The sequence below is a fragment of the Segatella asaccharophila genome, from assembly GCF_054687055.1.
The window spans coordinates 64,848-79,492 of the sequence record NZ_BAACAN010000007.1; the positions used below are offsets into that span (position 1 = coordinate 64,848).

Sequence of the window (14,645 nt, forward strand, 5' to 3'; positions counted from 1 at the left end):
TTCCTCCTTCCTGAATGAACTTTTCGTTCATGTTAATGATTCATTATATGATTGCGGATTGACAGTAGGCTTAGTGTCAAGCCTGTTGACGCGATCTCTTCTTGGACTTTATGGCTTTGAGTTTGCTTCCTTCCATTTCTTCTTTCTCGTGAGTTTCCTTTTCCTTCAATTCCTTTTCTTTTAAAGGCTTGTAACAGTAAGCCACCCTCCAGAAAGCAGTGATGTTGGCCAGTAATGCGATAAGAGCCATGCCCCCGGCAACCCACCAGAGATTTTTCGTGCAGCCGGTAAGGATGGCTGTGACAGCGGTAACTACTACACGCTCAGGGCGCTGCATGAGACCTACCTTGCACTCGATGCCTAATCCTTCGGCGCGGGCACGTACATAACTGACCATTACTGAACCTACCATTGCGGTGAAGGTGATCACTCCCCACCAGAATCCCTGTGCAGGGCCTGCGGATTTAAGTTCAAATATCGAAGGATCGGGATTAAAGCGAAGGAAGACCAGACAGATGCCGAAGAGAGTGATCAGTTCACTGTAGCGGTCTAACGTGGAATCCCACATCGCGCCGAAAGAACTCGACAGATGTCCTATCCTGGCAAGTCTGCCGTCCATCAGATCGAAAAGACTTGAGAAGAGAAGGATGGCACCGCCCCAGCCGATCTCATGCAGACCTCTGTTCACTGTGTTTGCATCCAGGTCAATTGCTCCCATGATGTAAGCTGCGTGAATGAAGAAACCTGCAGCTGCCAGATTGCCGATAAATCCTACTGTGGTGATCATATTCGGGGTGATCCCGGACTTGTACATACCTTTAATCAGAGGATCAATGATCTTATAGATCATTTTTTGAAGAAAGTCTCTGTATTTCATATTGCTTGATTTAGATTTCTGATCATAATCTTTTGCCTGTCTTATCCGGGGAAGCCGGAGCTGACGAACTCTCAGGAGGACAAGGCGCCTTTCCTTTCTGATCGTTTCCAGACTCTTCCCGGATGGTATCCGGCTGCCGGCTGTCCTGATCGGCCTCTTTCCCGGAGGGGGAGTCACTTCCGGCTGTTTGGGCATTTCTGTAGGAAAACACGAATCTCCTTTGCCCGGGATAGTTCCATAAAAGAGCTACAAACAACGAGATAATACACTTGATCATGATGAAATAGTTTTCTCCTATCAGATAGGTGACGAGGTCTGTTCCGCCACCATTCAAGACAAGACTGATGCTCCATATCATGAAATAACGGAGGGCGACACTTCGCTTATTCCGCTTCGTGTTCTTGAAGACAAAGCGGTAATTGATGATACAATTGGTGATACCGCCACTGACGACCCCGATGAGGTTTGCCCATATATAAGGTAAAAATTTTGCTTCGGTAAGTCCGATGGACAAGCCAAAGTCAACGATGCTTGCAATGGTGGCGCTCATCTCCGCCTTGCTGATCAGCCATATTTCGTGTTTGATTCGATTCAAATGACCCATCCGGGAATATTGCCTACTATGATTAAGATGACCAAGGAATAGACCCCGGCAAGCAGATCATCTGCCATGACCCAGAACGCTCCTCTCTTCCTGTCCAGGGTTCTTATTCCAAGGGGTTTAACGATGTCGAAGAAGCGGAAAAGAATAAGGGCGGCCAGTGCCATCGCTATCCGGTTCTCATATTCGAAGGCAGGGGCGGCCAGCAACGCTGTCCATTGCCCCACCATCTCGTCGACGACTACACGCTTGGGATCGTCCCCCCAGAAAGGCATCAATTTTGCCGTGGCCCATATTCCTGCAACCGTGAAGATCAGGATAAGGGCTATCGTAAAGGACTCCAGGGCGACGGGGAAGGACTCCCGTGACGGAAGTGGGATCGCTTCTCCCAGAAGAATCCATATCAGCAATGCCAGGACTGCTCCTGCCGTCCCTGGACATAACGGAAAATAACCGGAACCAAATCCTGTCCCGATTATTTTTGGCAATACTGGCGCACTCTTCAGAGGGCGTAAATTCCTGCCGTTGTTCTTTTCTTGTTCTACTTGTCCCATTAACAGGATACTTTTTCTTTTCTGACTTGCAAAATTAATAAAAAAACGTAAATAACGGAAAAAGTTTTATTTATTTATCAAATAATCTGTACCTTTGGGCTCTGAAATTGTTAGCGGAGTGATTATTATCAAGGTATTAGAGCGCGTTATAAAGAAACCAGCATGCATCATGTTTTTGTTGCTAGCTTTTGTTATTCAGGTTCAAGCTCAGGATCAGCAGGTCACGGGAAGAATACTGGATAGTAACGGTGATGCTATTCCTTTTGCCAGTGTGTCCTATAAGGGACATCATATCGCTGTGTCCAGTGATGCTGACGGTAAATTTGACATTGAACGGCATGTGGGCTGGAACCTTACCTTATCCTGTCTGGGATATAAGTCTAAAATAGTAAAAATTACCGATGATGCCACCCCCCTTTCGGTAACCTTGAAGGAGGACAGCCGCAGTCTGGGCGAGGTGGTCGTGAAATCAAAGCGCGGCCATTATCACCGTAAGGATAACCCCGCCGTAGAACTCATGCGCCGGGTAATCGCTGCGAAGAAACGTACTGATTTGCGTAATCATGACTTTTATCAGTATGATAAATACCAGAAGATCACACTGGCAATCAATGATCTCAAACCTGAACAACTCAAAAATAAATTCTTCAGCCATCGCAAATATATGCGTGATCAGGTGGAGGTGTCGCCTTATAATCACAAACTGGTGTTGCCTTTGTCTGTTGATGAAACGGTCAGCCAGCATATCTATCGTAAAAATCCTTTGAAGGAAAAGGATATTATTATGGGACATCAGAGCTCTGGAATAGGTAAACTCTTACAAACGGGAGCGAGCCTGAACAAGATGCTGAAGGATTTTTTCACCGATGTGGATATTTATGATGACCATGTCCGGATCCTGCAGTTCCCTTTCCCTTCCCCCATCGGCAATACGGCCATCTCTTTCTATCATTTCTATATAGAGGATACGGTCTATGTGGACCGTGACAAGTGTATCCATCTGCAATTTATTCCGGCCAACTCTCAGGATCTTGGTTTCAGGGGAGAGATATGGGTGCTGGATGACAGCACGCTCCATGTGAAGAAATGTAACCTTTTCATACCTCATAATTCAGATATTGACTGGGTGGATGATATGAAAATTGAACAGGAGTATACCCGCCTGAGTAATGGTGACTGGGTCCTGACTAAGGATGATATGATTGCTGAAATGCGTTTCGCAAATTTCTTGTCGAAAGCTCTTGTCGTCCGGAACACGAGACTGAGCAACTATTCCTTTGAGGATCTGCCCAGTCAACTTTTTAAGGGCAGGGCTCTCGTGAAGCATGATATCAACGAGATGAACCGTGATGAGAATTTCTGGAATCAATACCGGGCAGTCGGCCTTACAAAGAGTGAATCATCAATGAATTCATTCATTAACCGGATGACTAATTCCCACGGGTGGAAATATGTGATTACGGCCGTTAAGGTGTTTGCTGAAAATTATATGGAGACGGGGTCCAGGAATACACCGAGCAAATTTGATCTCGGACCACTTAATACTTATCTTTCCAGCAACTATGTAGACGGTCTCCGCATGCGTCTGGCAGGAAGATCGACGGCAGCTTTTAATCCTCATCTTTTCTTTGATGGATACGGTGCTTATGGCATGAAGAGTAACAAATGGTATTATGGTGCCAAACTGTCGTATGCCTTTAATAAAAAGCAGCATTCTTCTTTTGAGTTCCCGCAGAGGAACATAGAGTTTGAAACTACTTCTGACGTGATGTCGGATGCAGACCGCAATCTGATCCATAATAAGGATAATGTCTTTATGACCATTCGCTCTTCTACTGAAGATCAGATGTTCGCTTATAACCGGCAACGATTGAGTGGAATCTACGAAACCGACTGGGGGTTCAGTGTGAGTGGAGGGCTCCAGACGGAAAGTAATACGACGGCCGGTAATCTGCATTATTATTATATGCCGAAGTCTCCTCAGTCAGTTGCTTTGGGGACTGATGCGGAAGCCCGGAAGATCCGTATGTCGGATGTAGATCTGACTCTTCATTATAATCCTGGGGTAACTTTCGTAAATACCAAGCAGCAGAGGTTCCCGGTCAATCTTGATTCTCCTGACTTTTATATCTCACAGTCTTTGGGCTTGAGGCATTTCTTGGGAGGACAGTTTAGCAGCTCCATGACAGAGGCGGGAATCTATAAGCGTTTTTGGTTGGGCAGCTGGGGATGTGTAGACACGCATCTGACGGCTAAGGCTCAGTGGAAGAAGGTTCCGTTCCCGATGCTCGTCATGCCTCCTTATAATATGAGTTACTTTATGCTCGAAAATACTTTCAGCATGATGCGTGACTGGGAATTCATCAATGACCGCCAGCTTTTCTGGTCGGCTGCCTGGGATATGAATGGTAAGATATTGAATCGTATCCCTTTGGTCAGAAGACTCCACTGGCGTGAATATTTTGCCATTAAGGGGATGATCGGCCATCTTACTGAAAAGAATAATCCTTTCCTGGAGCAGAATCAGACGGATCCGGATATTTATCAGTTCCCGACCAATGCTCATGTCATGACCCATCAGCCTTATTGGGAGGCCTCTTTTGGCGTGAGGAATATTCTCAATTTCTTCACGGTGGAATTTGTACGGAGGCTGACTTATTTGAATGACGAAAATATTCATAAGTGGGGGGTCCGCTTCAGTTTTGATGCTACCTTCTGAGGCTTTTACAGGAATGCAAGTTGTTGGGGGGAATTTGACGTCTTCATACAGGTGTTATGGTCACTCGTGATCCTGAGGGTGTGTGCATGACTCCGACGATAGTCAATGGTAAGCGAAATGGTGTGTTTTGGGGTAACGAAATGGTAATGGTATACCGAAATGGTGCATTACGGTCCCCCGAAATGGTGCATATTGATTATGACTAAATTTGGCTGTCGGTTTGAGATTGACTATTCCGTGATCCCGATGTCAGGTATAAGGAGGGATGAAGGGGTGTTGCCCGGCCGATGGATTGGCTATTAAGTGTATTTATATGAAGAATAGGACCGGATTATTCTTAAAACAGGTCTTGTTCTTGCTTTTTGCTACAAGATGCTTCCATTTTTCAATAATATGTGCTATATTTGCGACAAATAGTAATGCTAATGGAGATTTATCTCGCTGATAAACAGGATATCACCCGTGCAGGACTGATCTATATTATAGATGGCATAGCGGATGCTGAATATAAATATACGGAAGATAAGGATGAACTTTTGGAAGCACTGAAGGTTCAGCAGAATGCGGTGGTGATTCTTGATTATACCCTTTTTGATATTAATGATGTAGAAGAACTCCTGATCCTTAATGCCCGTTTTCCGCAAACACGGTGGCTGCTTTTCTCTGAAAATCTCAGCCTGGATTTTGTCCGCCGTGTCCTGGCCGGTAATAATGACTTCAGTATTCTCCTGAAAGATTCGCCTTTGTCCGAAATCCGGGAGGCTATCGATTTTGCCATTCAGAACCATCGCTATATTTGCCAGTCCATGACGGAGATGCTGCTCAAACCGGAGTCGTGTGAGGAGGAAACGGTAAAACTCACCAAGACGGAGACTGAAATCCTGAAAGATATTGCCCTGGGGATGACCACGAAAGAGATTGCTGCCAAGCGCTTCTCCAGTTTTCATACGATCAATACTCACCGGAAGAATATCTTTCGTAAACTGGGGGTGAATAATATTCATGAGGCTACAAGGTATGCCCTTCGTGCCGGACTGGTGGACTCTGCTGAATATTATATTTAGAGGCAGGGCGGGGAGAAAATCACTCTTTCTTCTTTTAGGCAACGATAGGCCCGAAAAAATGAAAGCTTAAAAGTGTCTCCCGACAGTTTTAAGCTTCTTGTTTCTAACTAACTTATTATCAACTATTCATTACACTTTCACATATCTTTTTTGCAAATATAATCTATTTTGTCGATTAATGTATCCATAAACCATTAAAAAGTTACGTAAACGTTAGCGTTTTCTCCGTACTTTTGCTATCTTTGTGAAAAATAAGTTGGTCGTGAAAAACGATAAGGCATATTGTCTGAAAAGGACTAATGAAACTTAACGAGATTGAATCTTGACGAATGAAGCAGCATCGTACATCTTTAAAGGATCTGGCTGATAAGCTTGGTGTAAGCATTGCTACGGTTTCAAGGGCATTAAGAGATAGTCATGAAGTAGGGGTGGAAATGACAGCGAAGGTGAAGGCCCTGGCAAAACAGATGAATTATCGTCCGAATCCATTTGCCCAGAGCCTCCGCAAGGAAGCACCGAAGGTCATCGGAGTCATTGTGCCCAATCTTGTGACTCATTATTTCGCAGCCGTTCTTGATGGCATCGAAGATTATGCCTCGAAGAAGGGCTATTCGGTCATTTCTGCTAATTCTCATGAAAACCATTTGCGGGAAGATCAGGCGATTGACAATTTCCTCGATATGCATGTGGAAGGTATCATTGCGTGCCTGGCCCAGGATACTGTAGATTATAGCCATTATGAGCAACTTTACAGGATGGGCGAGCCGTTGGTATTCTTCGCGCGCACCTGCCTGGAAGATAAATTCTCTAATGTGATCGGCAACGGGGATGTCGCTGCCCAGGATGCTACCCAGCATCTTATTGATACAGGTTCCAGGAGAATTGCTTTCATCGGCGGGCCGAATACTCTGAATATGGTCAAGCGCCGCAAGCATGGTTATCTGCAGGCACTGAGAGAAAACAGAATCCCTATAGACCGGACGCTGGTCGTTTGTGATAGGATAGATTTTGACATTGCGCGCCAGCATACCATTGATCTCCTGAAAAGTGACCATCGGCCTGATGCAATCCTTGCATTCAATGATATTATCACTTACGGAGCTTTCGATGCGATAAAGAGTTGTGGCTTGCGTATTCCCGAGGATGTGGCCATTATCGGTTTTACCGAAGGGGATGAGGCGGCGTTCGTGACCCCCAAACTTTCGGCGATTATGGATCAGGCGCATGAAACGGGATGCAGGGCTTGCCAACTTCTTCTTGAGAATATTGCAGGAGATTCAAGGGTGCATCAGATCGTCGTTCCGATGATCCTGAAAATCCGTGAAAGTTCTGAGAAAAGATAAAGAACCCCCTTGTTGTATGAGGGGGCATTTTGATGGCTGATAAATTATGCCGTATGCAGGAATATTTTTATCACAGGCTGTGGTGAAAGTGGTCTTATTTGCCTTGAATGCCTTATCATAGAAGAAACAGCAGAATCAGGAGAGCTGAAGGAACGACTTTCGAACCGTTGGCTTATGTGAGAGATTTCAAGACGAAGGGGGAATAGAAGTTTTATTCTTGTCAGAGAACCTGGAAAACATAAAACCATGAAAGACTATATTGAGTTGGTAATTTTGATCTTGTTGTGTTTGAAAACTTCTACCCGGCTTATGGCGGATGCGAACATAACAAGAATTTCCATCCTGAATTCATGCTATAACTTTAACCATATAGAATTTAGTACACTGAGTACACGTGAAGGCTTAAGTAATAGTCAGGTTAATGTCATTTTTCGTGACCGTGATGGTTTTATGTGGTTTGGAACCCAATCAGGACTTGATCGTTTTGATGGTTATCGGTTCAAGAATTATTTCTTTAATAAAGAAGACAAAAACTCTCTTCCGAATAATACCGTGGATGACATCCAGCAAGATTTCAAGGGTGATCTTTGGATCCATACGCTATCCGGCTATTGCATTCTTGACCTTCATCATGAATGTTTTGACTCCAATCTTTCTTCTTGGATGCAGAAACGGGGAATGAAAGGTGTTCCTAATAAGGTTCTAATTGATAAAGCGGGTAATTTCTGGTTGAATATCTATGGCAAAGGTTGCTATTTTTATGATGTGCACCGTAAAAAGGCCTGTTTCTTCCGGCAAGGTACAGGCATTCCGAAAGGGCAGGTCGTAGCTTTTGCTTTACGTGGAAATACCGTTGTGATTACTTATCGTAATGGTTTGCTGGTCTGTGTTGATGGGTATCATCAGCATATTGTGTGGATCAATCGTGATGCTCAGAAGTATTCGCCCGTCAGGATTGCAGCTTCCAAGACATTTATAGACAAAGAACACAACTATTGGCTGGAGGGTGAAACGGGTTGCATGATCTATAGTTCCACTTTACACCACTGGTTTGGGAGTCTTTTCAGTTTTTGTAAGGCGATGGGCATATCCCTGCCTTATTTTAACCTTATTGTGAAGGACATCAACCAGGATGCTTCCGGCCGGATATTACTGGCTACTGATCATCAAGGATTATTGATTTTAGATGGCAAGCGGCATTCATGTCAGACCTATATGTGCAAGTCCGGTCAAGAGGGTTCTTTGCCGGACAACACGCTCCAGACGATCTATAGGGATATTTCCGGTGGCTTCTGGATAGGTACTTATGAAAATGGATTGGCCTATTGTTCCAATAATTCATCAAGGTTTATGATCCTCCCTTTAGGGGATGTTTGTTCAATGTGTGAGGATAAAAAGGAATGTCTTTATTGTGGTACTAATGATAAGGGTATAGTGCGTTATAATCCTTATACGGGAATTGCAAAAACTTTTGGTATGTCCCAACAGGTCTGGGATCCAATATTGTCGTAAGTACTTTAGCTGCTCATGACGGTTCTTTATATTTCGGAACTTATAAAGGGGGACTGGCCCGCTTTTGTGATGGCCATTGGACAATATTCCGTGCCCATGATTTCCCTGGTCAGTTAGCTTCAGATGATGTCTGGGCTCTTTGCGAGGACAATGACGGTGATATTATCATAGGAACATTAGGTGCAGGATTACAGATCATGAATCCCCGGACCAGGCGATTTGTTACCTATAATACCGTTAATTCTACGCTCCCTTCTGATTATATCAGTTCAATCAGTAGGATCAGAGGATCAGATAAAATCCTGATTGGTCATTCGAGAGGATTTTCAGTTATGGACCTCACGACGCGTCGTATCCGTAACTATGAGTCAACGGTTGACGGACGGGCTTTCTTGAGTCTTGCTACGAATCAAGTAGTTCAGGATAGCCGTGGCATCTTTTGGATGGCATCTCCTTCTGGCATTTCTCTCTATGACCCACTTTCCGGCCTGCTCCGCTCCATCTCTTTACCGGGAGAACTCTCTGCCGGCGTAGGTTGCTCGATCGTGGAAGATCGAAAGGGTGTAATATGGCTGGTATATGATCATACCATTGCCCAGGTAAGGATCAGGCGGGGACATAATTCGAAATTATCATTTTCCGTAACTGAATATAATAGTTTTGACGGTTTGCAGGATAGATTATTCAATTATCGTTCTGTCCTTCTTACCGATCATGGAGATGTTCTTGTAGGCGGGCAGAATGGAGTTAGCGTCATCCGTTCTATACAGAGTAAAAAGTCTAATGGCTCTTTAAGAGTGATCTTCAGTGGTCTGATGTTTTTCGATCATATACTTTCAGTGGGGGAAAAATATGACGGTCATGAGGTCCTGAAAGAAGCTCTTAATTTGAGCCGTAATGTTGACTTGAAGCATAATGAAAACACCTTTACCGTACTTTTAGCGGTCAATAAAGTCACGTTGCCCTCTCGATACCGTTTCTGCTACCGGTTAGAAGGAGCAGAAGACAGGTGGATGACAACAGCAGCAAATGATCCCAATATTACTTTTTCCAATCTCTCTTCAGGGACCTATAGACTTCAGGTCCGTGTTGTCAATAGTGATGGAACAGTGAATCCGGATATCAGCACTTTAACCATTCATGTTCATCCTCCTTTTTACTTGTCCATAGGAGCTGTTCTCTTCTATGTTGTTGCTTTCTTGATATTTCTCTATGCGGGCTATCATAGATTACTGAAGCATCAGCAGGAGCAGTTTGACCTTCGTCAGAAGAGAATTGAGGACAAGCGTGAAAGAGAGTTGAACCAGTTAAAGTTGAATTTCTTTACCAACATTACCCATGAACTTCGTACGCCGCTGACTTTGGTCCTTGTCCCGGTAACGCGAATGATCAAAGAAGAGGATGATCCCAGGAAGAAAGAGAAATTACAACTTGTAGAGCGTAATGCAAAGAGATTGTTGACTTTAGTCAATCAGTTTCTTGATGTGAGAAAGTTGGACCTTGATGAACAGAAATTGAATGCTATTCCTAATGATATTGTCGCTTTTGTCAGAAATATCTGTACCAATTTTCAAATGTTGGGAGGAAAAGATATTCAACTTTCTTTTCGCTCGACGGTATCGGCATTACAGATTTATTTCGATCCGGATAAAATGGGTAAGATCGTAGATAACCTTCTCTCTAATGCTTATAAGTTTACACCTTCAGGAGGTAAGGTCACGGTATCGTTATCCCTATCGGCATCAGCCTTTGAGCATACAGAGGGGTTGGAGATAATGGTTGCAGATACAGGAAGAGGGATCAGCAATGTGGATAAAAAGCGCGTCTTTGATCAGTTCTTTCAAGTAAATGCTGATGAGATGCAACCTTTTGGAGGAAGTGGAATCGGACTGAATCTGGTCAAGAATTTTGCAGAAATGCATGGCGGCACGGTGGAGGTGAAAGATAATCCTGGTGGGGGGACAATATTTGTCGTTACCATTCCTGTTCGTACAGATGATTCTCTGGAGGCTTCACCGCAAGATATTTCTGGGCAGGTGTCTATGCCGTCAGAGATAGAAGGAAAGGGCCCATCGGATAAGGTAAAGTCATCCTTAGGCAAAGACAGGAAACGTTTTTGCCTGCTTCTCGTTGATGACAGCAATGACTTTCTTTCCTTTATGGATGAAGTCTTTTCGGAATGGTATGATGTCCTACTTGCACCTAATGGAAAAGAGGCACTGAAGCAGATTAGAATGCGCCGTCCTGATATTATCTTAAGCGATGTGATGATGCCGGTGATGGACGGTAATACTTTTTGCAAGAAAATCAAGTCCAATCCGGATACTGCTGATATTCCCTTTCTGATGCTTACTGCACGCCTTGCTCCAGAACAGGAAACGGAAGGATTATCTTATGGTGCGGATGATTATGTTACGAAACCTTGTAGCCTTGAGACCCTTCACTTGCGTATTGAGCATCTTCTGGAGTGGCATCGGCGGGGGGAAACCGGATCGCCTTCAGGGCTGCTGGCTGCAACTGAAATGCCTGAGGCTGATCGCAAACTGATAGAGAAAGCGGAAGAATTGGTTCGTTCTCACCTTGCTGATCCTGAACTCAGCGTAGAGTCTCTAAGTGTAGGATTAAATATGTCACGAGTACAACTTTATAAGCGTATGCTGGAAATTACGAGTGAAACGCCTTCCGTTTTCATCCGTGACATCCGTCTGAAAGAGGCGGAGAAATTACTCCTTGATGGATCTTTCACGGTGAGCGAGGTGGCCTATAAGGTCGGCTTTAACAATCCCCGTTATTTCTCTAAATATTTTTCTGAGGCGTATGGCATTAAACCTTCACAGTACAGAAAAAAGAATAAGGGTTCTGTTCAATATTAAGGTTTGAGGATTCATTTTGATCTTAAGAAATAGGCGAGTTAACATTTTATGTATTCATTGGTAACATAATATTCCTTATGTTTTAGTATTTATTGTCTATCTTTGTGTGGTCAATATTTAATTAATATATAATGAAAACCAAGAAGTGGCTTTTTTTTATTATTCTCTATTTCTTTGTTGCTCCCTTATCAGCAGCAAATTATATACAGAAGGGGAATACAATTATTGTGTATGTCCAGTCCCCTGGGCCGGATGGTCCTCACCTGGTCAGTCTTCAGGTAGTAGGGGACCATATCATTCGTGTCCGTGCAACGAAGGAAAAGACGTTCCCTGCCACACAGAGCCTGATGATTGTTCCTCAGACAGCCCGTCCTGTCTTTCGTGTCAGGCAGAAGAATTCCCATATCTTGATTAGCACCTCATCCCTGCGCGTTGATGTTGATGCCCTGTCAGGCCGTATTGCCTTCTATCATCCGGACGGACGGCTGTATGTTCAGGAAACGGCTCATGGGGGCAAGACTCTTAAACCGTTTTTCGTTCCGGCTCGTGAAATAGGGGCGGGACACCTTACGGCTGCACAGCGTAAAGGCTGGTCTTGCCGTGCACTTTTTGATAGTCCTTCTGATGAAGCCTTTTATGGCTTGGGGCAGCATCAGGCAGGGGAGCTGGACATGAAAGGGCGGAATGAGGATCTGTTTCAATATAACACAAAGGTAAGTGTACCCTTTGTAGTGAGCAATCGTAATTATGGGATCCTGTGGGACAGTTATTCTTACTGCCGTTTTGGAAATCCCAACCCTTATGTGCAACTTAACCATGCTTTCACCTTATATGATAAGGACTGGCGGGCGGGAGCATTGACCGGTACTTATGTTGACAAGAAAGGAAACAGGCTGGTGCGTCGTGAAGATTCCCTGTATTTTGAATATGGATGTCCTCCAAAATCTGCTATTGCAAAGGCCACGGATCATGGAGGCATCCGGAATTTACCACAGGACATTACACTTGGAGGATCCAATGTGGTCTATGAAGGTTTTCTTCAGGCTCCTGTTGATAATCACTATCATTTTCTCCTTTATTACGCAGGTTATATCAAGGTATATATCGATGGCAAATTAGTTGTCCCGGAACGGTGGCGTACGGCATGGAATCCAAATTCGTGGAAATTTGTCGTGCCCATGAAAAAGGGTGTAAGGGTTCCTGTCCGCATCGAATGGAAGCCGGATGGTGATGTCAGTTACTGTGGCTTGCGTGCAGCTACGCCAAGAAGTGATCAAGACCAGGGGAAATTGAGTATATGGAGTGAGATGAGCCGTGAAATGGATTACTATTTTATTGCGGGCCGAGATCTGGATGACGTGATCTCCGGTTACCGTACGCTTACAGGCAAGGCCCCCGTTTATCCGAAGTGGGCACTTGGATTCTGGCAGAGCCGTGAGCGTTATCGGAACAGTGGAGAAGTGGAAAGGGTCATGAAAGAATTCCGTACTCGTCATATCCCTATAGATAATATCGTACAGGACTGGAATTACTGGAAGATTGATTCATGGGGAGATCATACTTTTGATGCTTCCCGTTATGCTCATCCTCAGGCAATGCTGGACAGCATCCATCAAATGCATGGGAGGTTTATGATCTCTGTCTGGCCTAAGTTTTATGTGACGGTCAGAAATTATAAGGAGTTGGATGCCCATGGGTGGATCTATCACCAGGCTATCCAGGACTCGATCCTGGACTGGCTTGGATACCCGGGGTCTTTCTATGATGCCTATTCTCCAGGTGCCCGCAAGATGTTCTGGGATCAGTTGAATGAAAATCTGTATCAAAAATATCATTTCGGCATAGATGCCTGGTGGATGGATGCCTCCGAACCTGACGTGTGTGACTGTACGCCAATGTGGTATCGCAAGGCTCTGTGTGGTCCTACCAGCCTGGGTTCGAGTACAGAGTATTTTAATGCTTATGCACTGATGAATGCTGAGGCCATTTATGACGGTCAGCGCAAGGTGAATCCAGGCCAAAGGGTGTTCCTCCTGACCCGGAGTGGCTTTGCGGGGCTGCAACGCTATAGTACTGCTACCTGGAGTGGAGACATTGGCACGCGCTGGGAGGACATGCGGGCACAAATAACGGCAGGGCTGAATTATTCCATATCCGGACTGCCGTTCTGGGGTATGGATATAGGAGGGTTCTCTGTGGAAAACCGCTATGTAACTGCTCAGAAACTCTTTGACCGTACCGGTGTGGAGAATGCAGACCTCCGGGAATGGAGGGAGTTGCAAGCCAGATGGAACGAGCTGGGATGCTTTATCCCGCTTTATCGTACTCACGGGCAATGGCCGTTACGTGAGGTCTGGAACATCGCCCCTGACAATCATCCTGCTTACAGGGCGATAGTCGCAACTGATCGTTTCCGTTACCGGATGATGCCTTACCTGTACAGTCTTGACGGAGCTGTTCATTTCCGTGACTATACGCTGATGAGAGCTTTGGTGATGGACTTTAACGGTGATCCCGGCGTTGATGATATTCGTGACCAATGGATGTTCGGCCCCGCCCTTATGGCCTGCCCCGTGACCCATTTCCTGGCCCGGAGCCGTCAGGTCTATCTGCCGAGGCAGCGGGGATGGTATGATCTTTGGACGGGACGGTATTACGAGGGTGGGCAGAGGATTACTGCGGACGCTCCCTACGGCCGTATACCTGTCTTCGTTCCGGAGGGCTCAATTGTCCCTTTCGGGCCGGCTGAAGAATGGAGTGACCAGAAACCTGCTGATCCGATAGAACTTTATGTCTATGAAGGTGCAGATGCTCACTTTACTCTCTATGAGGATGAGGGTACTAATTATGATTATGAAAGAGGACAGTATGCCCTGATCCCTTTCAATTATGATGAACACCGTAAAACTTTGACTATCGGAAAGCGGAGAGGGGCTTTTAAGGGGATGCTCAAGAGTCGCCATTTCCGTATTGTCGTGGTGAAAGCGGGACGGCCTCAACCTTTGGATCTGGATCATCCACAGGGAATGCTGCTGTCTTATAACGGGCAGGCGGAAAGTGTGCGGCTGCGATAAACCGGTAGTAATGAGTGAGAAGGTATAA

At 45.1% G+C, this 14,645-nt stretch carries 9 protein-coding genes and 1 pseudogene; 7 read left to right on the forward strand and 3 right to left on the reverse strand.

Annotation, left to right across the window (positions count from 1 at the left end; genetic code table 11):
- Positions 1-76 precede the first annotated feature (76 nt).
- The 3 genes from ACYRYG_RS05950 to ACYRYG_RS05960 are packed head-to-tail and all read right to left on the reverse strand — an operon-like array spanning position 77 to position 2,032.
- Positions 77-877, reverse strand: coding sequence for a CDP-alcohol phosphatidyltransferase family protein (locus tag ACYRYG_RS05950; RefSeq protein ID WP_293417899.1), 801 nt, complete (start codon positions 875-877; stop codon positions 77-79).
- A 22-nt stretch (positions 878-899) separates the two neighbouring features.
- Positions 900-1,481: a GtrA family protein gene (locus ACYRYG_RS05955; protein ID WP_293422069.1), complete on the reverse strand. Its 582-nt coding sequence runs from the start codon at positions 1,479-1,481 to the stop codon at positions 900-902.
- A complete protein-coding gene (locus ACYRYG_RS05960) occupies positions 1,469-2,032 on the reverse strand; it encodes a phosphatidylglycerophosphatase A family protein (protein ID WP_293417905.1) in 564 nt (187 codons plus the stop codon). The genes ACYRYG_RS05955 and ACYRYG_RS05960 overlap by 13 nt, the downstream gene beginning before the upstream one ends.
- A 169-nt stretch (positions 2,033-2,201) precedes the next feature.
- Between ACYRYG_RS05960 and ACYRYG_RS05965 the strand changes: the two genes are divergently transcribed.
- From ACYRYG_RS05965 to ACYRYG_RS05995, 7 genes and pseudogenes are all read left to right on the forward strand, one after another.
- Positions 2,202-4,751, forward strand: a complete 2,550-nt coding sequence (locus ACYRYG_RS05965) for a DUF5686 and carboxypeptidase-like regulatory domain-containing protein (RefSeq protein WP_293417908.1) — start codon at positions 2,202-2,204, stop codon at positions 4,749-4,751.
- 425 nt (positions 4,752-5,176) lie between these two features.
- Positions 5,177-5,815 (forward strand): response regulator transcription factor, encoded by a 639-nt coding sequence (locus ACYRYG_RS05970; RefSeq protein ID WP_293416574.1) that lies wholly within the window; start codon positions 5,177-5,179, stop codon positions 5,813-5,815.
- 329 nt (positions 5,816-6,144) lie between these two features.
- Positions 6,145-7,158: a LacI family DNA-binding transcriptional regulator gene (locus ACYRYG_RS05975; protein WP_293416520.1), complete on the forward strand. Its 1,014-nt coding sequence runs from the start codon at positions 6,145-6,147 to the stop codon at positions 7,156-7,158.
- Positions 7,159-7,404: 246 nt separating this feature from the next.
- Entirely contained in the window at positions 7,405-8,670 is a 1,266-nt protein-coding gene (locus tag ACYRYG_RS05980) for a ligand-binding sensor domain-containing protein (protein WP_293427638.1), read from the forward strand.
- Between the two features lie 83 nt (positions 8,671-8,753).
- Positions 8,754-8,843 (forward strand): annotated as a pseudogene (locus tag ACYRYG_RS05985) (hypothetical protein); the annotation flags it as partial.
- Between the two features lie 159 nt (positions 8,844-9,002).
- Complete coding sequence (locus ACYRYG_RS05990) at positions 9,003-11,543, forward strand: hybrid sensor histidine kinase/response regulator transcription factor (protein WP_293427640.1); 2,541 nt, start codon at positions 9,003-9,005, stop codon at positions 11,541-11,543.
- A 131-nt stretch (positions 11,544-11,674) separates the two neighbouring features.
- Positions 11,675-14,617: a TIM-barrel domain-containing protein gene (locus ACYRYG_RS05995; RefSeq protein ID WP_460197827.1), complete on the forward strand. Its 2,943-nt coding sequence runs from the start codon at positions 11,675-11,677 to the stop codon at positions 14,615-14,617.
- The last annotated feature ends 28 nt before the right edge of the window (positions 14,618-14,645 follow it).